This is a genomic window from Roseateles noduli (genome assembly GCF_050626985.1).
Lineage (GTDB): Bacteria > Pseudomonadota > Gammaproteobacteria > Burkholderiales > Burkholderiaceae_C > Roseateles > Roseateles noduli_A.
This window is the reverse complement of record NZ_CP192463.1, coordinates 2,138,969-2,159,144: the sequence shown is the minus strand read 5'-3', so window position 1 is coordinate 2,159,144 and position 20,176 is coordinate 2,138,969. Positions and strand designations below refer to the sequence as shown.

20 protein-coding genes are annotated in these 20,176 nt (G+C 69.9%); 15 read left to right on the top strand and 5 right to left on the bottom strand.

Going from position 1 to position 20,176, the window contains the following annotated elements; translation table 11 throughout:
* Positions 1-42: 42 nt before the first annotated feature.
* Genes ACQ4L4_RS09335 through ACQ4L4_RS09325 form a run of 3 tightly spaced genes read right to left on the bottom strand, consistent with a single transcriptional unit; the run spans position 43 to position 4,077 of the window.
* A complete protein-coding gene (locus ACQ4L4_RS09335) occupies positions 43-2,172 on the bottom strand; it encodes an ATP-binding protein (protein WP_431103963.1) in 2,130 nt (709 codons plus the stop codon).
* Positions 2,169-2,732, bottom strand: coding sequence for a response regulator (locus ACQ4L4_RS09330; protein ID WP_431103962.1), 564 nt, complete (start codon positions 2,730-2,732; stop codon positions 2,169-2,171). The genes ACQ4L4_RS09335 and ACQ4L4_RS09330 overlap by 4 nt, the downstream gene beginning before the upstream one ends.
* Positions 2,725-4,077, bottom strand: a complete 1,353-nt coding sequence (locus ACQ4L4_RS09325; RefSeq protein WP_431103961.1) for an HD domain-containing phosphohydrolase — start codon at positions 4,075-4,077, stop codon at positions 2,725-2,727. Before ACQ4L4_RS09325 ends, ACQ4L4_RS09330 begins: the two co-directional genes overlap by 8 nt.
* A 249-nt stretch (positions 4,078-4,326) precedes the next feature.
* Between ACQ4L4_RS09325 and ACQ4L4_RS09320 the strand changes: the two genes are divergently transcribed.
* Positions 4,327-5,322 (top strand): 2-hydroxyacid dehydrogenase, encoded by a 996-nt coding sequence (locus ACQ4L4_RS09320; protein ID WP_431103960.1) that lies wholly within the window; start codon positions 4,327-4,329, stop codon positions 5,320-5,322.
* A 37-nt stretch (positions 5,323-5,359) separates the two neighbouring features.
* On the opposite strand, the gene ACQ4L4_RS09315 is transcribed toward ACQ4L4_RS09320, so the two are convergent.
* Positions 5,360-7,516: an ATP-binding protein gene (locus ACQ4L4_RS09315; protein ID WP_431103959.1), complete on the bottom strand. Its 2,157-nt coding sequence runs from the start codon at positions 7,514-7,516 to the stop codon at positions 5,360-5,362.
* Positions 7,517-7,688: 172 nt separating this feature from the next.
* Between ACQ4L4_RS09315 and ACQ4L4_RS09310 the strand changes: the two genes are divergently transcribed.
* The 14 genes from ACQ4L4_RS09310 to ACQ4L4_RS09245 all read left to right on the top strand — a co-directional run bounded on the left by ACQ4L4_RS09310 (position 7,689) and on the right by ACQ4L4_RS09245 (position 18,914).
* Positions 7,689-8,111 (top strand): hypothetical protein, encoded by a 423-nt coding sequence (locus tag ACQ4L4_RS09310; RefSeq protein WP_431103958.1) that lies wholly within the window; start codon positions 7,689-7,691, stop codon positions 8,109-8,111.
* Between the two features lie 223 nt (positions 8,112-8,334).
* On the top strand, positions 8,335-8,853 hold the full coding sequence (locus tag ACQ4L4_RS09305) for an RDD family protein (RefSeq protein WP_431103957.1): 519 nt from the start codon (positions 8,335-8,337) through the stop codon (positions 8,851-8,853).
* Positions 8,854-8,867: 14 nt separating this feature from the next.
* Positions 8,868-9,587, top strand: a complete 720-nt coding sequence (locus ACQ4L4_RS09300) for an RDD family protein (protein ID WP_431103956.1) — start codon at positions 8,868-8,870, stop codon at positions 9,585-9,587.
* Positions 9,584-10,600, top strand: a complete 1,017-nt coding sequence (locus ACQ4L4_RS09295) for a stage II sporulation protein M (protein ID WP_431103955.1) — start codon at positions 9,584-9,586, stop codon at positions 10,598-10,600. The genes ACQ4L4_RS09300 and ACQ4L4_RS09295 overlap by 4 nt, the downstream gene beginning before the upstream one ends.
* On the top strand, positions 10,590-11,336 hold the full coding sequence (locus tag ACQ4L4_RS09290; RefSeq protein ID WP_431103954.1) for a hypothetical protein: 747 nt from the start codon (positions 10,590-10,592) through the stop codon (positions 11,334-11,336). Before ACQ4L4_RS09295 ends, ACQ4L4_RS09290 begins: the two co-directional genes overlap by 11 nt.
* 163 nt (positions 11,337-11,499) lie before the next feature.
* Positions 11,500-12,240 carry a DUF4129 domain-containing protein gene (locus tag ACQ4L4_RS09285; RefSeq protein WP_431103953.1) on the top strand — a complete coding sequence of 247 codons (741 nt, stop codon included), beginning with the start codon at positions 11,500-11,502 and terminating at the stop codon, positions 12,238-12,240.
* On the top strand, positions 12,237-13,472 hold the full coding sequence (locus ACQ4L4_RS09280; protein ID WP_431103952.1) for a DUF4350 domain-containing protein: 1,236 nt from the start codon (positions 12,237-12,239) through the stop codon (positions 13,470-13,472). Before ACQ4L4_RS09285 ends, ACQ4L4_RS09280 begins: the two co-directional genes overlap by 4 nt.
* Before the next feature lie 108 nt (positions 13,473-13,580).
* Positions 13,581-14,561: an AAA family ATPase gene (locus ACQ4L4_RS09275; RefSeq protein WP_431103951.1), complete on the top strand. Its 981-nt coding sequence runs from the start codon at positions 13,581-13,583 to the stop codon at positions 14,559-14,561.
* Positions 14,561-15,931: a DUF58 domain-containing protein gene (locus tag ACQ4L4_RS09270; protein WP_431103950.1), complete on the top strand. Its 1,371-nt coding sequence runs from the start codon at positions 14,561-14,563 to the stop codon at positions 15,929-15,931. The genes ACQ4L4_RS09275 and ACQ4L4_RS09270 overlap by 1 nt, the downstream gene beginning before the upstream one ends.
* A gap of 88 nt (positions 15,932-16,019) precedes the next feature.
* Positions 16,020-16,574, top strand: a complete 555-nt coding sequence (locus ACQ4L4_RS09265; RefSeq protein ID WP_431103949.1) for a DUF805 domain-containing protein — start codon at positions 16,020-16,022, stop codon at positions 16,572-16,574.
* 181 nt (positions 16,575-16,755) lie between these two features.
* Positions 16,756-17,145, top strand: coding sequence for a DUF2845 domain-containing protein (locus ACQ4L4_RS09260; protein WP_431103948.1), 390 nt, complete (start codon positions 16,756-16,758; stop codon positions 17,143-17,145).
* A 111-nt stretch (positions 17,146-17,256) separates the two neighbouring features.
* A complete protein-coding gene (locus ACQ4L4_RS09255; protein WP_431103947.1) occupies positions 17,257-17,658 on the top strand; it encodes a hypothetical protein in 402 nt (133 codons plus the stop codon).
* Between the two features lie 93 nt (positions 17,659-17,751).
* Positions 17,752-18,078 (top strand): cyclic-phosphate processing receiver domain-containing protein, encoded by a 327-nt coding sequence (locus tag ACQ4L4_RS09250; RefSeq protein ID WP_431103946.1) that lies wholly within the window; start codon positions 17,752-17,754, stop codon positions 18,076-18,078.
* 71 nt (positions 18,079-18,149) lie between these two features.
* Positions 18,150-18,914 carry an MlaA family lipoprotein gene (locus tag ACQ4L4_RS09245; protein WP_431103945.1) on the top strand — a complete coding sequence of 255 codons (765 nt, stop codon included), beginning with the start codon at positions 18,150-18,152 and terminating at the stop codon, positions 18,912-18,914.
* Between the two features lie 67 nt (positions 18,915-18,981).
* Here the strand turns inward: ACQ4L4_RS09245 and ACQ4L4_RS09240 are convergent, their stop codons facing one another.
* Positions 18,982-19,956, bottom strand: a complete 975-nt coding sequence (locus ACQ4L4_RS09240; RefSeq protein WP_431103944.1) for an aspartyl/asparaginyl beta-hydroxylase domain-containing protein — start codon at positions 19,954-19,956, stop codon at positions 18,982-18,984.
* Positions 19,957-20,176 lie beyond the last annotated feature (220 nt).

Below are 20,176 nucleotides of genomic sequence, written 5' to 3'. Positions count from 1 at the left end.
TGAAGGCGGATCCGAAGGTGGAGAAGTCCCGCCGGGACATCGTCACGACGCGGTGGCGTCTTCCCTGGGCGTTTCCGGTATCCAGACCTGGAAGGTCGTCCCTTCGCCCGGAGCGCTGATCACCTCGATCCGGCCCGCGTGCTTCTGCACGATGGAGTAGGACAGCGACAGGCCCAGGCCCGTGCCTTTTCCCACCGGCTTGGTGGTGAAGAAGGGTTCGAAGATCCGGCGCCGGACCTCTTCGCTCATGCCGCACCCGGTGTCCTCCACTTCCACGCACACCCACCCGTCCTGCGCGCGCGTGCGCAGGCGGATCTCGCCGCGCTGCGGGATCGCATGGGCGGCGTTGACGATCAGGTTCATGAAGACCTGGTTCAACTGCGCCGCGATGCAACGCACCGGTGGCAGCACGCCGTAGTCCTTCTTCACCTCGGCCTTGTACTTGACCTCGTTCATGACCACATTGAGCGTCGAATCGAGCCCGGCGTTGAGGTCGGCGTCCTGCCACTCCGCGTGGTCGACCCGGGAGAAGTCCTTCAGGTCCTGCACGATCTTCTTGACGCGCACCAGGCCGTCGTCGCTCTCGTCGAGCAGTTGCGGCAGGTCCTCCTTCACGAAGGCCAGATCGATGCGCTTGTCCAGTTCCCGCAGCGCGCGGTCGACGGACTCGGGCAGGGCGCCGGGCGTCAGCGCCTGCATCGTCTCGAGCAGCTCGAACATCGGTTCCACGTAGCTGCGCAGCGTGCTCATGTTGGAACTGACGAAGCCGATCGGATTGTTGATCTCGTGCGCGACGCCCGCGGCCAGCTGGCCGATCGAGGCCATCTTCTCGGATTGCAGCAGCTGGTTCTGGGCCTCCTCGAGCCGGCTGTTGGTCAACTTGATGCGCCGGTAGTTCTCCTCCAGTTCGCGCTGCACCTGGCGCTCCTTGCTCCGGTCCTGCAGCAGCCACCAGGTTTGCGCCAGACGGTCGTGGGGGTTGGCCACATACGCGATCATTTCGATCCACAGTCGCCGGCCGCGCGCGGACACCATCTCCATCTCGTGCCGCAGGGATTCGCCGCGCGTGAGCACCGGGTAGGCGACCGCCCCCAGCGACTGGAAATCCTCGTCGCTGACGAAGAAGGACCGCGTCGGGATCCCGCTGGGCGACGCGCCGTCCAGTTCGAATGTCTCGCTGAACTTGCGATTGCCCCGCACGATCCGCTGGTTCAGCGTCGTGACGATGCCCACGGAGGCGTTCTCCAGGAAGGCCTCCAGTTCATGGTGCGTCAGCAGCAGTTCGGCGGTGCGCTCGCTGACCAGTTCCTCCAGCTCGGCGCGATGGCGGCGCAATTCCTCTTCCGCGCGACGACGCTGCGTCACGTCCTGCAGCGTCTCGATGGCGCCGATGACGGTCCCGTTCGCGTCCATCAGCGGCGCGGCGGTGAAGAACAGCCAGCGACCGCCCTGGTCCATCTGCGGGAAGAAGGACTCGACCTCGTAGGCGTCGTCGATCGTTTCCGAACGGCGGCAGCGTCCTTCATACAGCGGCCCGTTGTGCGCGTCGATCGCGCCGTCGATGATCAGGTCGGCCAGCAGTGGGCGCTGTTCCACATAGAAGGCCGACCAGGCGTCCTGTCGCCCCAGCATGTCGAAGCGGTCCCGTCCGGTGAGCTTGCTGCAGGCGGCATTCCAGTGCGTGACCCGGTGCTCGGCATCGAGCACGAAGCTGGCCACGGGGTTGTTCTCGATGATCTGGTGCAGGACGCGTCCCACGTCCAGCAGGCTGGTCTGCACATGGCGGATGTCGCTCAGATCCTGCACCGTGAGCACATTCAGGCGGCGGCCCTGCACCACGACCGGCCGCGCGTTCAGTTCGAGCGACCGCGTCGAGCCGCTCGCGGTGAGGGCATCGATCTCGATCGCCGACGGCGGCCCCTCCGCGCCGATGGCCTGCAGCCCGTAGGTCCGCAGCGCTTCCTGCTGCTCGGGCGCCGCCCAGGCGTCGAACGGCATCGCCGCCAGCGCCCGCGCGTCGTAGCCCAGCAGCCGGAGCATGGCGGCATTGGCATGCACGATGGACTGCTCGTCATGGACAAGGATCGGCGTCGCCACCGCTTCCAGGGCGACCGTCCAGCCGGCCGGCAGTCCGGCCGACGTGTCCTCGGGCGCTGCGATGTGCGCGCTCATGGCTTCACTTCTCCGGGATCTTCCAGGATGAAGGAGCCATCCTCGGCCCAGTTGACGTGGGTGATGCCGGGCTCCAGGCGCTCGAGCCGGCGCAGCTCCGCCTCCTGCACGCTGATCTGGCCCTGCTGCGTGCGGACGAGGTCGGCCAGCCGGCGGTTCTCGAGCGTCAGGTCGCGGACCTGCAGCACCTGCCGCACCGCGCTGAGCAGCTCGAAGTCGGCCCAGGGCTTGGCGATGAAACGCGCGATGGCCGCCTCGTTGACCGCACGGACCAGCGCATTCAGGTCGGTGTAGCCCGACAGGATGATGCGCTCGCACTCCGGTTGCAGCGTGCGCAGCGCCGTCAGGAAGTCCACGCCATTCATCTCCGGCATGCGGTAGTCGGAGATGGCCAGCGCATAGCGATGGCGCCGCGCCTGTTCCAGCGCCAGCGCGCCGTTGGCGCACTCGTCGACGAGGTAGCGGCTGCCGTCCGCGGCGGTCAGGCCATGCCGGAGCAGCCGATGCAGGGCATGCAGGATGCCGGGCTCGTCGTCGACGATCAGGATGCGTTCATCCATGGGAGGCTCCTTGGGCGGCGGCGGCCAGGTGCGGTGCGCCGTCGTCATCCGGCAACCGGACGTAGAGCGCCAGCCGGGCGCCCTCGCGACCGGCGAACTCGCGGATCTGCCGCACCATCCGCCCGTCGAAGACATGCCCCGCCGCCAGCAGCAGCGTGCCCTTGGGCGTGAGCAGGTCGCGCGCGAGCACCATGCCCGGCTCGACGTCCGACGGGCTGATCTGGCGATCGCGCGGCTTGTCCTCCGGCTCGTCGGTCAGCGCCAGTTCGAAGGCTTCGACCACTTCCGGCTCGTAGCGCATGCCGGCGCCGCCGCGCACCAGTTGCAAGGCCTGCGCCGGTGAGAAGTGCTGCTCGGCCATCCGGCCCGACTGTGCCGCGGCGTAGTCGCTGGCCACGCTGAGGACCTGCGCCGCCAGCGGCACCGCATCGCCCGACAGGCCGTCCGGGAAGCCCTTGCCGTCCACGCGCTCGTGCTGCGAGCGCACCAGCCGCGCGACATGCTGCAGGTGTCCCAGCGGCAGCAGGGCGGCTTCGCCGTTGAGCGTGTGGCGCCGGTAGCGGGCCATCTCTTCCGCGTTCATCGTCGACACCGGCTTGCGCAGCAGCGCGTCCGGAAAGCCGATCTTGCCGATCTCGTGCAGCAGGCCCGCGCTGTGCACGTCCTCCTCGACCCGCGGGCCCAGGCCCATGCGACGCGCCGTGCGCCGCGCCAGATCCGCGACCTGCCGGGAGTAGCCGGCCAGTCCGCCCTCGCGCAACTCCAGCAGGCCCGAGAAGACCTGGATGGACAGGAGGAAGGTCTCCTTCACCTGGTCGAAGGACTTCTCCAGCATGGCGTTGACCTGCTCCAGCTCCTGCGTGCGTGCGCGCACGCGGTGCGAGAGATCGGCATTGAGCGACTGCAGCTCCGCGTTCTGGGTCTTGGTGAGCTGGAGCAGCGCGCGGTTCTCCACCTCGAGCCGGCGGCGCGCCAGCGCGTCGTCGATCGCCAGCAGCAGCTCGCGGTCGTCCCAGGGCTTGGCGATGTGGCGCTGGATCTGGCCGCGGTTGACGGCGGCCACCGTGGCCTGGATGTCGGCATACCCGGTGAGCAGGATGCGGCCGACCGACGGCCAGCGCTCGCGCACCTGTTCGAGGAACTCGGCGCCATCCATCTCCGGCATGCGCATGTCGGAGACCACCACGTCGACGGTCTCCGCGGCCAGGATCTGCAGGCCGCCGGCGCCGCCCGGTGCCAGCAGCACGCGATAGCCCTGAGGTCGGACCAGCCGACGCAGCGCGCTCAGGATCGACGGCTCGTCATCCACGAAAAGGACGACGGGCGGCGCGGTCTCTTCGGTCATCTGTTGATCTCCCTGATGTGACCCGGCGACGGACGCCTGCCGAGTGTAGGAGCGCTTGCGACGGCACGCCAACCCCTCGGCCCGATGATCTCGCCGTTGCCGGACGGGCATGGACTGGCCGAGCCGGCGCGGCGGAGACCGTCACGCCCCAGCATCATTCACCTGATCGGCTCCGCGACCGTTTCTTCATGTTTCAATGGAATGGAACGGAATGGAACGGAACGGAATGGAACGGAAGGAGCAGTCCCGATGAAAACCGCCGTCTTCAGTACCCGTCGATACGACCAGACCCTGCTGCAGCAGGCCAACCGGGAGATCGGCCACGAGCTGGTGTTCGTGCAGGACCGGCTGACCGTCGACACGGCGGCGCTGGCCGCCGGATGCAAGGCGGTGTGCGTCTTCGTCAACGACGCCGTGGATGCCGAGGTGCTGACCCGGCTTGCGGCGCAGGGCACGCTGCTGGTGGCGACGCGGTCGACCGGCTTCAACCACATCGATGCGGCGGCCGCGCGCCGGCTGGGCATCGAGGTCGTGCGGGTCACCGACTACTCGCCGTACTCGGTCGCCGAGTTCGCCGTCGGCCTGCTGCTGGCGGTCAACCGCAAGATCGTCCGCGCCAGCGTGCGCACGCGGGACGGCAACTTCGAGCTCGACGGCCTGATGGGGGTCGACCTGCACGGCAAGACGGTGGGCGTGATCGGCACGGGCAAGATCGGCACGATCTTCGCGCGGATCATGGCGGGCTTCGGCTGCACGATGCTGGGCCACGACGCGTTCCCGAAGCCGGCGTTCGAGGAACTCGGCGGGCGCTACGTGCCGCTGCCGGAGTTGATGGCGCGGTCGGACGTGATCTCGCTGCACTGCCCGCTGACGGAACAGACGCGTCACATCGTCGATGCGAACTCGCTGGCGCTACTCAAGCGCGGCGCGATCCTGGTGAACACGAGCCGCGGCGGCCTGGTCGACACCGAGGCGGCGACGCAGGCGCTGAAGACGGGCCAGCTCGGCGGCCTGGCGATCGACGTCTACGAGCAGGAGGCCAGCCTGTTCTTCCAGGACCTGTCCTCGACGGTGATCCACGACGACGTGATCCAGCGGCTGGTGTCCTTCCCGAACGTGATCGTCACCGGGCACCAGGCCTTCTTCACCGTCGAGGCCATCGGCCAGATCATGGCCACGACGCTGGAAAGCCTCAGCGCGTTCGAGCGCGGGGAGCCGTTGGTGAATCGGGTTCCGGAGGGCTGAGCGGGCAGGCGTCGGCACGATCCCACGCCTCGTGGATCTATCCGGCCACCGTGAACTCGAACACCACGGTCGGCGCCTCATAGCGATAGCTCAGCGTGCCGCCGTGCTCCTCCACGATGCGCCGCGTGATGTAGAGACCGAGCCCCAGGCCGCTGCGGTTCGGGGCGCCGCGCTCGAGGCCCCGCTTGAACGGCTCGAACAGCCCGGACGCCACCAGCGCCGGAATCTCGTCGGCCTCGTTGGCCACGCTGAAGCGCTGACCGCCGTCGCCCGCCGGTTCCAGCGAGACCACCACCGGTCGTCCCGGCGCGCCGTAGTTGCGCGCGTTGGCGATGAGGTTGGACATCGCCTGCGCCAGCCGCACCGGATCGCCGGTCACCGTGGCCGGGCCGGCCGTGCGCACGGCGATCTCGAAGCCGGGGTGTCCCATCCGGACTTCCTCGATCAGGTCCAGCAGGAGCGCCTCCAGGTCCAGCGCGCGCAGCTCCGTGTGCAGCGGCATGCCGACCTCGGCCCGGCTGAAGTCCAGCACCTGCGTGATGAGCCGGTGCATGCGCCCGCTCGACGCATCCAGCCGCGCGCCCAGCCGGCCCGTCTGCGCCGGATCCGGCTCGCGCTTGAGCACGCCCGCCACCATCTGGATCGCCTGCAGCGGATCGCGCAGGTCGTGGCCGAGCATCGCCAGCAGGTTGCGCCGCGCCGTCTCGACCTCGGCATGCCGCGCGGCCGCCGTGCGCTGCAGCTCCAGCATCAGCTGCTTGCCGAAGCGCACGTCCGTCTCGCTCCACGGCTCGGCGCAGTCCTTGACCTGCTCGCGCCATTCGGTGAACGAGCCGCGCGGCGTGAGGCGGGGACCGTTGGGGCCGCGCGCCACGACCTTGTCGGGCTGACCGGCCCAGCGGACCGTCTCGCGCTGCTCCTTGCGCAACGCGATCAGCCGGCCGCCGTTGCTGGCGTCGAAGGGCAGGCACATCGCGCCGACCCATTGACCGAGCAACGGACGCAACGCCTCCGGCCAGTCGTCGCTGCAGGACCTCAGGGCCGGCATGTCGCCGGTCCAGGGCACCGTCGCGATGGCCACCGCCAGTTCCTGCGGCAGGTCGCCGTCGGAGACCACCTTGCTCTGCTGCGCCAGCACCAGCGTGTCGGCGCGCAGAACGTCGCGCAGCCGTGACGACTGGCCGAGCATGGCGGTGATGGCGTCGTCCGCGATCGAGATGTCGCCCGCGAGTTCCGCCACCAGCGAGGCGGTGTCGGCCTGGCGCCGCGCGAATTCGCGCGCCTCGATCGTCGCGATCGCCGACGACAGGATGTGGGCCAGCACGTCGCAGTCCGAGCGCACCGGGTAGGGCACCTGCAGCGAACTCATGTGGTGGCAGGCGATCAGGCCCCAGAGCTTGTCGTTGACCACGATGGAGACGCTCATCGACGCGCCCACGCCCATGTTGTGCAGGTACTCGACGTGGATCGGCGAGACGCTGCGCAGCACCGAATGGGTCAGGTCCAGCGGCGGCGCCTCCGGATGACCGACGAGCGCGACCGCGCGATAGCTGACGTGCGGGATCAGCCGCAGCGTGTTGAGCAGGTAGAGCCGGCGCGCCTGCGCCGGGATGTCGCTGGCCGGGTAGCGCAGGCCGCGGTAGGAAGAGAGGGCGTCCGACTTGGCTTCCGCCTCGACCTCGCCGCTGTCGTCGTGGCGGAAGCGGTAGGCCATCACCCGGTCGAAGCCGGTCCACGCGCGGATCGCATCGACGGCCACCTGCAGCACCGCCTCCATCGACCCGGCGCGGCGGACGCGGTCGTAGACGCGAGCCTGCGAACTCAGCGGCGCCAGCGGCTGGGTGCGGGGCTCGATCTCGATCAGCGTGTGATGGTCGTGGACATGGACGACCGCATCGTGCGCCCGGCCGGCGATCTCGACCTCGCAGAAGGCGGGCATGCCGGGCGTCAGCGCGGCCTCGTCGGCGAGCAGGGTCAGTTCGCCGTGCACCGTGCCGGGCAGCGACAGGTCCTGCCACGGCTGACCCAGTGTCGGCTGCAGGCCGAGCAGCGCCGGGACGTTGTCGCTCCAGGCGGCGATGCGACCCTCTCGCAACGCGATCAGCAGGCCGTGCGGCTGGATCGAGCCGGGAATGTGGATAGGCTCGTCGGCGCAGGACTGCAGCGTCGGAAACGAAGGCGCGAGACTTTCCATGGTGACTGGCGGAAGAGGGCCCCGGACTGTACCTGCCGGGGCGGATCACCGGCCCCCGCGCGGACCCGGGGACGCGCACTCGCGGGGGTGCGGGAGCGCGGATTGCCGCGTGGTCTGTCCGGCGCCGACGTCCCGCGCCACCCCGGAACTCCGTTCCCCTGGAGGACAGGCGATGAAGCACTTCAGCACCTTCCTGACCGCGTTCTGCATCACCCTGGTCGCGGCGGCTGCCATCGCGCAGACGACGGAACCGCCGGTCACGTCCAACGCCAGCCGGCGCCAGTCCGGGACCGTGGGTCCGCCGCTGGACGCTGCCTCGATGAACCCGCGCGCCGCCTCTGCGCCGCGGAACGTGATGCCGTCGCTGTCGCCGTCGCCAACGGTCACACCGGCGGCGTCCGTACCCAGCATCACGCCTGCGCCGGTCCAGACGCCGGAGGCTGAACCCGCCGACACCTCATCGCCCGCGACCGCCACGCCAGGCGCCTCGGCCAAGCCCGCCGCCGGCAGCCGTGCCAGCCGCCGGGCGAGCGGTCGGGTCACGGAAGCGGATGGGTCCTCCGGCGGGTTGCCGGTGCGGCCGGATCGGAACTGAGACGGTCGGAGGAAGGGTTTCCAGCTGGACGACGCCCAAGAGTCACCATCCGGGACTCGGCCTGGTTTGGGGCAGGCGCAAGACCCGGCCCCTGCGTGATCACCCGATGACAGCAATCCCCCCAGAGGGTGTGGCGGATCGCGTCCAGGTCGGTGATGCCCCCATCGACCACCCCAATAAGCACTGACACAATGCTCCCCAAAATTCTGAGAGAGAGGGAACGATGTCAGTTTCAACGGAAGACCGCTTCGCGCCGCCTCAGGCCGTGGTGGCCGACGTGGCCGCGCAGGAATCCGGCGAGGTCCTGGCCGGTCGCGGCACGCGTTTCGTCGCGGCGCTGCTGGATGGCCTGATCCTCTGGGCGATCATGACCATGTTCCTGAAGCTGATCCCCGTGGCGGCCGCTCTGTTCATGAAGCCCGACAACATGTCGTTCACCGGCATGAATCTGTCGGCGCTGCTGGTGGCGTTGCCGCTCTTCCTGATCGCGCAGGGCTGGCCCCTGCTCACGCGCGCCCAGACCATCGGCAAGATGATCTGCCGGGTGCGCATCGTTCGCTCCGACGGCTCTCGACCAGACGCCTGGCGCCTGCTCGGCCTCCGCTACGGCATCGGCTTCCTGATGAACGCCTTTGTCTTGAGTTCGCTGATCTACTGGCTGATCGACTCCCTGCTGATCTTCCGCCAGTCGCGCAAGTGCCTGCATGACACGATCGCCGACACGAAGGTGATCAAGCTCTGAACCCGCATCCCGCCGTGCCCGCGCCGCGCATCGACACGCTGGCGCTGGCCGAGACCCCCGAAGGCATCGTCCTGTCCCTGCGGCCCGCCGGGCTGGTGGCGCGGACCATGGCCTTCCTGCTGGACCTGTTCATCCGGCTGATCCTCGACCTGGTCCTGATGATGTCGCTGGGCGCCTCCGGCGGCCTGGGGGGCCTGGGCTTCGGCCTGATGCTGATCGGGATGTTCCTCGTGGAGTGGCTGTACCCGATCGCCTTCGAACTCGGCCGTTCCGGCGCCACGCCCGGCAAGCAGGCGGCGGGCCTGCGCGTGGTCATGGACACCGGTCTGCCGGTCACGCCGGCCGCGTCCGTCACCCGCAACCTGCTGCGCGTCGCGGACTTCCTGCCGCTGGCCTACGCCTTCGGCATCGTGACGATGCTGCTCCACCGCGATTGCAAGCGCCTGGGCGATCTGGCCGCCGGCACGCTGGTGGTGTACGCCCAGCCCGTGGTCCTGCACGACGCGCCGCCCGCCGCGCCCGGCCTGGCGCCGGCACGGCCGTTGAACCAGCGCGAGCAGGCGGCCGTCCGCGCCTGGGCCGGCCGCGCGAAGCGGCTGACGCCGGAACGTCTCGAGGAACTCGCGTCCCTGGCCGCTCCCGTGTTGCCGGCGGAGACGCCTGGCGAGAAGAAGCGCAGCGCGTCCGAGCGCCTGCTTGGCGTCGCGCAATGGTTGATGGGGAAGCGCGCATGAGTCCGATGCATTTCGAGGCGACCTACGGCCCGCTGTGGGAGGCCTTCGCCGCGGAACTGGCGCTCGCCAAGCTGGGCAAGAGCGCGGACGGCGCGTTGCTCGCGTCGCAGTACCGCCGCGTCTGCGAACACCTGGCGCTGGCGCAGTCGCGCGCCTACCCGATCCACCTGGTGGCGCGGCTCGAAGCGCTGACGCAGGACGCGCATCAACTGATCTACCGCCGGCAGGACTACGGCCTGCGGCAGCTGTCGCGCCTGCTGCGCGTCGATCTGCCCCGCGCGGTGCGCGCGCAGGGACGCTTCGTGCTGGCGGCGGCCGTGCTGTTCGTGCTGCCGCTGGTCGTGGCCTTCCTGCTCGCCTGGTCGGGGCCTGATTTCGCGCTCCGCCTGCTGGACGCGAGCCAGCTGCGCGAGTACGAGTCGATGTACGGCGACGGCAAGCGCGCCTTCGGCCGCCTGCGCGAGGCCGGCGACGACTGGTACATGTTCGGCGTCTACATCTTCCACAACGTCGGCATCGGCTTCCGCTGCTTCGGCGCGGGCATCCTGGCGGGCGTGGGCAGCGCCCTCGTGCTGCTCTACAACGGGCTGATGATCGGCGCGGTCGCCGGACACCTGACGCGCGTCGGGCTCGGCCACAACTTCTGGCCCTTCGTGGCCACGCATTCGGCCTTCGAGCTGACCGGCATCGTGCTGTGCGGCGCGGCGGGGTTGCGCATGGGGCTGGGCTGGCTGGCGCCGGGGCGTCTGGGCCGGATCGAGGCGCTGGCCGCGTCGGCGCGCGCCTCCGTGCCCATCGTCTACGCGGCCTTCTTCCTGCTGCTGGTCGCCGCCGCCTTCGAGGCCTTCTGGTCGTCCGCCGCCTGGATCGCGCCGGGCGTCAAGTACGGCGTGGCGGCCGTGTGCTGGGGGCTGGTGGTGGCTTGGCTGGGCCTGATGGGCCGAGAAACTGGCCGAGAAGCGGACCGAAAAACGGGCCGGGAGACGGACCGGGAGCGCCCCCATGCGCGTTGACGGCCTGGCCATCGTCCTGCGCCCGCGCACCCAGGCCGAAGCCTGCGACCTGGGCCTGGCGCTGGTGCGTGCGCACGCGGCGTCGATCTGGCGCTGCTTCACGCCGTTGCTGCTGGCGGTCGCGGTGCTCGCGATGTGCACCGTGGATCTTGGCGGCACGCTGCCCATCCTGATCCTGTTCTGGCTCAAGCCGTGGCTGGACCGCAGCCTGCTGTTCGTGATGTCGCGTGCCGTCTTCGGCGAGGCGACGCGCTGGAGCGACCTGTGGCGCGCGCGCCGCCAGGTCTTCGGCGGCCAGTTCCTGCGCACGCTGCTGTGGCGGCGCTTCTCGCCGTGGCGCGCCTACACGCAGCCGATCGAGCAGCTCGAAGGCCAGCGCGGCGCCGCGCGGCGCAAGCGCGCCAAGCTGATGCTCAACGACAACCGCGGCGCGGCCACCGCGCTGCAGGTCGCCTTCGCCCACGCCGAGGCGGTGCTCGGCTACGCGCTGATCGCGCTGGTCTGGTGGTTCGCGCCGGAGAACCGCAACGCCGGCGTGTGGGACTGGTTCTTCCATCCGGAGGCGCACGCGGCCGGTCAGATGGGGCTGGACATCGCGGTCGCGTCGGCCTATGCGCTGGTCGTGCTGTTCCTGGAGCCGTTCTACGTCGCGGCGGGATTCGCCATGTACCTGAACCGGCGCGTGGTCCTCGAGGCCTGGGACATCGAGCAGGAGTTCCGCCGTGCGTTCACGTGACCTGCTGCTGGCCGCCGTGATGCTGGCGTGCGCGGTCGTCCACGCGCAGCCGGCGGCTTCAGCGCCTGTGGCCGACGTGCCCTCTGTCTCTGCGTCTGAGACTACCTCTGCATCCGCATCCGCATCCGCATCCGCATCCGCATCCGCAGCCGGACCCGGCGTGATGCCCGTGCCGGTCAAGGTCGCCGCGTCGGCGATCGACGCCGAGGCCGTGTGGATCGCCGAAGGCGAAGTCCGCGCCGATCCGCTGTGGGCGGGCGAGGAAAAGAAGAAGGTCCTGCGCTTCAAGAAGTCCAAGGACGAAGCGCCGGAAAAGAAGCTCGAGAAGCCCGAGGACTTCCGCTGGTGGGTCGAGATGTTCAAGAACCTGTCGGCGGGCCTGCGCGTGGCGCTGTGGCTGATCGGCGCCGCGGCGCTGGTCTGGGTGTTGCTGCGGCTGCGGGACTGGCTCAAGGGGCAGGAGGGCGGCAGCGCGCTGAAGGGCGCGCCGCCGACGCACGTGGGTTCGCTGGACATCCGCCCGGAGAGCCTGCCCGACGACATCGGCGCCGCCGCGCGCGCGCTCTGGCAGCGCGGCGAGCAGCGCGCCGCGCTCTCGCTGCTGTACCGCGGCGCGTTGTCGCGCCTGGTGCACGGGCACGGCGTGCCGATCCGCTCGGCCAGCACCGAGCGCGAATGCCTGGTCCTGGCGACGGCGCGGGTGTCGCCGGCCGCGCTGGACTTCCTGTCGCGCCTGGTCTCGGGCTGGCAGACGGTGGCGTATGCGCAGCGCGAGCTGGCGGCGGATCGCTTCGAGGCTCTGTGCGCCGACTTCGACGCACGCATGGCGGTCGGCCCGGTCAACGGCGGGACCGGCGTGACCGCCGGCGGAACCGCCGTTGTGTCGAACGGGGGCGCGGCATGACGCGCGAGCGCCTGTTCCTGCTGCTCGCCGCGCTGGCGCTGATCGCCGGCGGCTGGTGGCTCTCGGTCAACACCGAATGGGTGGAGGAGGACGTTCCGCGTCCGGCCATCGGCGAGGCCCGCAGCAACCCGGTCTACGCGTTCGAGCAGATCATGCGCAAGCTCGGCATGCACGCGGAGCATCACGAGCGGCTCGACCGCATGCCGCCGGAAGGCGCGCGGCTGGTGCTGCTGTCGGCCGACTGGGACCTGGTGCCGGAACGCGGCGCGCAGATCCGCGCGTGGGTCGAGCGCGGCGGTCACCTGGTGCTGCTGCAAGGCGCGGATTGGGACGACACGCGGCTGGAGAGCTGGGTGCCCGTTTTCGCGGCCGACATCAGCGAGAAGGTCAAGCGCCAGCGCGCGGCGGAGGCGGCGGCCAGGGCGCAGCGGCCGAAGTCGCCGATGCACGCGGCGTCGGCCGGCGCGAAGGCCGGCAAGGACGACGACGAGGAGGAGAACCGCGACGAGGCCGTCTCCGAGCCCCCGGTCTTCGGCGAGATCGAATCGCTCGACCTCTGCCACCACTTCAACTGGAGCAAGCGCCTGAAGGTCAAGCCGGGCCGGCAGGCGGACTGGACGCTCACTCAGGAGCACGGTCAGCAACTGATCCGCGCGGCCCAGGGCCGGGGCAGCGTGACGGTGCTCAACACGAGCGCGTTCCTCTTCCAGGGCCAGGCGCCTTTCGGTTGCGACACGTCGCTGCTGCTGGCCGCCACCGTGCAGGCCGACCCCGGCGCCACGGTGTGGATCTACCTGAACGAGAAGCGCGAGGCGCTGACGCCCTGGCTGTGGCACAGCGGCTGGATCGCCATCGTGCTGGGCGGGCTGGCGCTGGCCGCCGCGCTGTGGCGCGCCGCGGTGCGCTTCGGTCCGCGCCTGGCTGCGCCGCCGCGGCTGCGGCGGTCGATCTCGGAGCAGGTGCGCGGCATGGGCGCCTACCTGCATCGCCATGGCCGCGACGCCTTGCTCGCCGCGCAGCAGCGCGCGCTCGCCGAGGCGGCGACGCGCACCCTGCGCGGCTATGCCCGCCTGCCGCTGGCCGACCGCGTGCATGCCGTCGCGACCGCGACCGGCGTGGCGCGGGACGACCTGTACGCGGCGATGTCGTCCAAGTTCTGCACCCGTGCCGAGCTGCCCGCGCGGCTGCATCTGCTCGAGACCGCGCGGCGGCTCCTGCTCAGCCGCCAGTGATCCGCCGGCGACCCTGCGCTCAACCCTTCGCTCAACCCGCAGCCCGATCCGTCCCCGATCCGAATCCGATCCGAATCAGCACCGCATTCACGACGAAAGACCTTCGCAATGATCAAGCCCGAGGAACTCAAGCTCGCCGCGCACTGGCTGCAGGTGCTGCGCAACGAAGTCGGCAAGGCCGTGGTCGGCCAGCCGGACGCGGTCGAGCAGATGCTCGTCGCCGTGGTGGCGTCCGGCCATGTGCTGGTCGAGGGCGTGCCGGGGCTGGGCAAGACGCTGCTGGCGCGCACGCTGGCGCAGGCGCTGCAGCTGAAGTACGCGCGGGTGCAGTTCACGCCGGACCTGATGCCGGCGGACGTCATCGGCCACAGCGTGCTGGACGACACCGGCGCGGGCCTGGGACAGCTGCGCGTGCGCAAGGGCCCGGTGTTCACCAACCTGCTGCTGGCCGATGAAATCAACCGCGCGCCGGCCAAGACGCAGAGCGCGCTGCTGGAAGTGATGCAGGAGTACCAGGCCACGCTGGAAGGCGAGAGCCTGGCCCTGCCGCGGCCCTTCATCGTGATGGCCACGCAGAACCCGGTCGACACCGAGGGCACCTACCCGTTGCCCGAGGCGCAGCTCGACCGCTTCCTGCTGCAGATCCGCATCGGTTATCCGACGCATGACGAGGAAGCCGCCATCGTGCAGCTGGTGACGGACCACCGCGCCGGTCACGAGCTGCCGCTGGAGGCGGTGCAGCCGGTGCTGGACGACGTGCAGGTGCTGGAGCTCCAGCGCCTGGCGAGCCTGGTGCACGTGGACGCCAAGGTCATCGACTACGCGGTGCGCGTGGTCCGCGTGACGCGCAACTGGCCGGGCCTGGAGTTCGGCGCGGGGCCGCGCGCGAGCGTGGCGCTGATCCGAGCGGCGCGGGCCGTCGCGCTGATCGAGGGCCGCGACTTCGTCACGCCTGACGACGTCGCCAAGCAGGCGCTGGCGGTGCTGCGTCATCGCGTGACGATGGCGCCGGACGCCCAGATCGAAGGGCGCGATCTCGACGAGATCCTGGCCGCCGCGCTGGAGAGCGTGGAGGCGCCGCGACTCTGATGAACACCGTCCGTCGCGTCGTCCTGCCCTCCCGGGCCAGCATCGTGGTGCTGGCCGGCCTGGCCCTGGCCGCCGCCGTCGCGTTGGCGGCCGGCGCGCCGCTGGCGCTGGTGGCGCCGGCGGGCGGGGCGCTGTTCGGGGTGCTGCTGATCGTGGCCGGCGTCGACCTGTGGCGCAGCCTGCGCCTGTGGCGCCGGAGCGGCGTGCGGGTCGAGCGCCGGCTGCCGGCGGCCTTCGCCATCGGCGCGTCGACCGAGCTCAAGCTGGACCTCGTCAACGCCAGCGAGCTGGCCTGGCGGATGCAGGTCTTCGACGAGCTCGACCCGCTCTTCGATTTCGAGGGCCTGCCGCGCTCGCTCGTGCTCGGCGCGCAGAGCCGCAGCCGCGTGAGCTTCCGCGTCATGGCGCGCCAGCGCGGCGTCGCGCAGCTCGGCCGCACGCAACTGCTGTGGCGCACCCGCGCGGGTTGCTTCGAGGTGCGCGACCGCGTCGGCGAAGCGAGCGAGCTGCGCGTCTATCCGAACTTCGCGGCGCTGGCGCGGTATGCCTGGCTGTCCGGCGATCGTCGGCTGGCGCAGATCGGCATCAAGACCTTCATCCAGCGCGGGCAGGGCACCGACTTCCGTCAGCTTGCCGAATACAAGCGCGGCGATCCGCTGCGGCACCTGGACGTGAAGGCCTCGCTGCGGCATCGCAAGCCGGTGGTGCGCGAATTCCAGGACGAGCGCGACCAGTGCGTGATGTTCCTCCTCGATTGCGGGCGGCGCATGCGCGCGGACGAGCAATCGGCCGGCGTGGGCGAGACCAGTCACTTCGACGACGCGCTGGACGCGTTGATGCTGCTGGCCTACGTCGCGCTGTCGGAAGGGGACGAGGTCGGCGCGATGACCTTCGGCAACGAGGAAGGCCAGAGCCGCGACTGCGCGCCGCGCAAGGGCATGGGCACGCTCAACGTGCTGATGAACAAGATGCACGACCTGCAGCCGGGCGGCCACCATTCGGACTACCTGGCCGCGGCGCAGGCGCTGTCGCACCGGCTGCGCCGACGCTCGCTGGTCATCGTGCTGACCAATTTCCGCGATGAGGATTCGCCCGAACTGCAGCCCGCGCTGCGCCTGCTGCGCCGCCGCCACCTGGTGCTGCTGGCCAGCCTGCGCGAGACGGCGCTGGGCCGCATCGCCGGGCAGCCGATCGCGGGCCCGGAGGACGCCGTCGCGGTCGCGAGCGCGCACCTGCTGTCCCAGGCCCGCCACGACGCCTTCGCCCGCGTGGTCGACCACGACCGCCTGTCCATCGACGTCGAGCCGCGCCAGCTCGCGTCCACGCTGGTCAACCGGTACCACGAGGTCAAGCGGTCGGGGCTGCTCTGAGCGGCGGCGCCCGAGGTGATCGAGGCATTCAACGCATCCAACGCATTCAACGCATCCAACGCATTCAATTCATCGACGGAGGGAACCCATGACTGAGCAGACCTTGAATCAATACGCGGCGCCGCGCGCGCATGTGGCCGACGTGGCCGCGTCCGAAGGACCGGGAGAACTCAATCTCTTCTCGTCCAAGGGCCGCATCGGGCGGCTGCGCTACCTGGCGTACGCGACGGGTGCTTCGCTGATCCATGGCGCGGTGTCCTTGGGCCTGACCTTCGCGCTGGGCAACTCGACCGGGTTCGTCGTCTTCGGTCTGGCGGCGTTCGCGGTGGCGCTGTGGTTCACGGTCATCACCGGCATCAAGCGGTGCCATGACATGGACATGAGCGGCTGGTGGACGGTGACGGTCTTCATCCCGCTGATCGCGCTGATCTGGATCTTCGTGCCGGGCAGCAAGGGCGCCAACCGCTTCGGCCCGCCGCCGCCGGCCAACAACTGGGGCGTGCGCATCCTGGGGATCCTGCTGCCGCTGTTCTTCTTCGTCGGCATCCTCGCGGCGATCGGGCTGCCGGCGTACAAGGGCTACGTCAACAAGGCGCGCGCGGCGCAGGCGGCGCAGCAGGTTCAGCCGGCGCAGCAGCCCTGATCCAGGCCGGACCAGCCCGATCAATGGGCCTGGTCGGCGGGTCCGAGCGCTGTCAGCGGTGAGGCCGGTGCGCGCTCTGCGGAGCGGGATTGCCCGCGGGCGGTCAACGAGGGGGAGGGCGCGTCCGTTGCCCCTCCCAGGTTGACCTGTCCCCCGATCGGGACCGCTGCGGGAGCGTGACATGACGAGAGCGAATCGATGCCGCCGGACCCTCCGGGTCCTGGCGCTGGGCACCTTGCTGACGGCCGGGACGGCCGTTCATGCCCAGTCGCTGCGCTGCAGCGATGGCGGTGTGCGCGAGGGCGATTCCAAGGTCTTCCTGCTGCGCGCCTGCGGGCAGCCGGCCATTGCCGATTCGTACTGCGCCCGCGTGCTGACGAACGCGCCGCCGCCGGTGCCGTACTACCCGGGCCAGCCGCCGGTGCAGCAAGTGCCGCAGGTCGCCTGCGTGATGACCGACGAATGGCTCTACGAGCGTGGCGACGGCTACCTGCCGGCGGTGATCCGGATCCGCGAGGGGCGGATCATCTCGATCCGTTTCGGCGAGCAGGGAAAGTCCGAGCCGCGCTGACGGCGAGATCCGCCATGCCTCGCCGCAAGCGCGAGGTGTCTGTCCCGGATGGGGCATGCGCCGTGCGGCGTGAGCGGCTACCCTGTGGTCCCCACGACTGCCTGCCACGCCATGACCACCGACGCCTGCCACCAACTCCGCCGAAGCCTCCTCGACCTCCACCGCGCGCTGGTCGAGCTGGAGCGCGGCGACTACCAGAAGACCCACGGTCCGCAGAGCGCGGGCGAGTTCCTCCAGGTCATGGCCTTCGGCGAGGAGATGAAGTGGCTGGAGCCGCTGAGCCGCTTGATCACGATGCTGGACGAGGCGATCGACGGCGCGGCGGATGCGACGCAGACGCCGCTGCCGGTGGCGCAGCGCCTGCGCGGGCTGCTGAGCCTGGACCGCGACAGCGCGGATCCATTCATGAAGCGATACGCGGAGCGCTTCGACCAGTCGCCGGAGCTGGTGAGCGCGCATGCCGGCGCGATCGCGGCGTTGAAGGCGGTGGGGACGGTGTCGCCTCAGGGGTGACGCCGGGGTCGAAGCGGCGATGCATCCGTCGACTCTGGATGCCTGCGGGATGAGTTCGAACCATTCAGCGCTCTTGGTGTCACCAACCCTCCCATGCGAATCTATCTGGATGATGAACGAACCACCCCCGAAGGCTGGACGCGCGCGTACTGGCCGGACGAAGTCATCGCGCTGCTGAAGGCCGGCGGGGTCGAGGAAGTCAGCCTCGATCACGACCTGGGCGACGACGAGCGCGGGACCGGGTACGACGTGGTGCTGTGGGTCGAGGAGGCCGTGGCGCTGCACGGCTTCGCCCCGCCGCGGATGCGGGTGCACTCGGCCAACTCGTCGGCGCGCGAGAAGATGGAGGCGGGGATCAGGGCCATCGAACGGCTGGCCAAGGAGCGGTCGAACACGACCCAGGTGCGCGGCATGCCGTGACGGGTAAGTCTCCAGAAAGACCACCGCGCCGACCATGCGCCCGGCTCCATTTCCGGAGCGGGAGCATTTCCATGTCGTCTTTCCCCGTCCCCATCGGCGTGTCGCGCCGCCTGCCGGCTCTCGTCATCGTGTCCGGCGTGCTGCTGTCGGGCTGCGCCACGCCGCAGAACCCCGATCCCATCGAGCCCGTGAACCGCGCGACCTTCGCCCTCAACGAGGGGATCGACAAGGTCGTGCTCAAGCCGGTGGCCACCGTCTACAAGACGGTCGTGCCCACGCCCGTGCGCAGTGGCGTGACCAACTTCTTCTCCAACCTGGGCGACCCGTGGTCCGGCGCCAACCTGCTGCTGCAGGGGCGCTTCAAGGACGGCATGTCCGACTTCGCCCGCTTCGGTACGAACACGACGGTAGGCCTGCTAGGCGTCATGGACGTCGCCACCGGCTGGGGCATGCCTCGCCACGGCGACGGCTTCAGCGACACGCTGGGCGTGTGGGGCGTCGGCGGCGGCGCGTACCTCGTGCTGCCCCTGTTCGGACCGTCCGACCTGCGCGGCACCGCGTCCATTCCCGTCAACAGCTTCGGCAGCCTGACCGGGCAACTGGAAGACGCCGGCGCGCGCAACGCGCTGACCATCGTCAGCATGGTCGACAGGCGCGCCAACCTGCTTGACGTGACGAAGGTCGTCGACGATGTGGCGCTCGACAAGTACCTCTTCGTACGGGATGCCTATCTGCAGCGGCGGACGCAGCGGGAGGCGGATCGGTCGGGCGCGTCGCGTGTCGAAGTCGATGCGCCAAAGACCGAGGCGGCGGAGCGTGAGACGCCGATGCGTTGATGGTTGTCTGTGCTCGGCGTTTGAAGTCACAGTCTGTGACTTCAAAGCGCTGAACTCTGGGGGATGCTCACGCCGTGATCGCCTCCAACACATGCAGCACCGCGAAGATCATCGCCATCAGCCCGCTCAGCAGCGTTGAGTTCAGCAGGAACTTCAAGGTCTTGTAGACGCGCTGCCGCTCCGTCTTCAGTCGCAGCGACCGCTCGCGCAGCGGCGCGAGCTTCGCGAAGAGCGCGCTGAACACGCCGCGCTCGTCCTCCGCCGTGTTGGCCACCAGCGTGCCGCGCGCGATCACGCGGTAGCCCGCGTGGATCACCCGCCCCAACGCATTCATCGGGCGGTCCACATCGCACATCAGGATCAGCCGCGGTCGATCCGTCGCGTTGTGCGCGCTATGGGGATAGGTCTCGTCGAAGATGAAGTCCTGCCCATCCCGCCACACGCAGTCCACGTCGTCCACCTGGATGCGGCACGCCGGATCGTTCGGCGTCTGCAATCCCAGGTGATACCGGAACGAGCAGGCCATCGGATCCGCGTGCAGCGACAGCTCCGCGCCCGCCGGCAGGATCGAGAACATCGCCCCGCGGATCTGCGGAACCTGTGCCAGCAGGGCCACCGTGCGCGGGCACAGCCGCTGCGCGGAGCGGTGCGTCGTGCCGTACCACTTCAGGTAGAACTTGCTCCAGCCGCGCTTGTAGAAGGTGCGGAAACCGACGTCGTAGTAGCCCGCCGAACCCGCCGCCTTCGCGGCCTCGAACGCGCCCGCCGCCTCGAGCGCCAGCGCCTCGTCGCGGATCACGCGCCAGTTGGCGCGCAGCAGCCGGATGCCGTCGAGGTAGTCGGCCTGCAGCACCGGCTGGCGCGCCGAGGCCCGCGTCGTCATGTACATCAGGCAGTTGAGCGGCGCGAAGAGGGGCCAGCTCTTGCGCAGGTACTGCGTGAAGCTCTCGTAGCGGCGACGGCCGCGCCACCGGTAGACGTAGGCGATGCAGGCGGCGATGTACGCCGCCACGGCCATCAGGCCGAGGGTGCTGAAGCTCATGCTCATGGGGCGGGTGTGACGCGTCGGGCGCTCGTGGCGCCCTGGGTAGGGTCGGTGGGGTCGGTGGGATCTGCGCGCTTGGTGCGCTTGGTGCGCCCGAAGTGCTTGATGCGCACGATGAAGTCATCCACCAGGCTGAAGCGAGGGAGCGACTGTCCCGTCGCCCGTCTTTCCGGCTCCTTACCGCCGATGGAGGAGGGGTCAGTCCTTGCCGACGCGC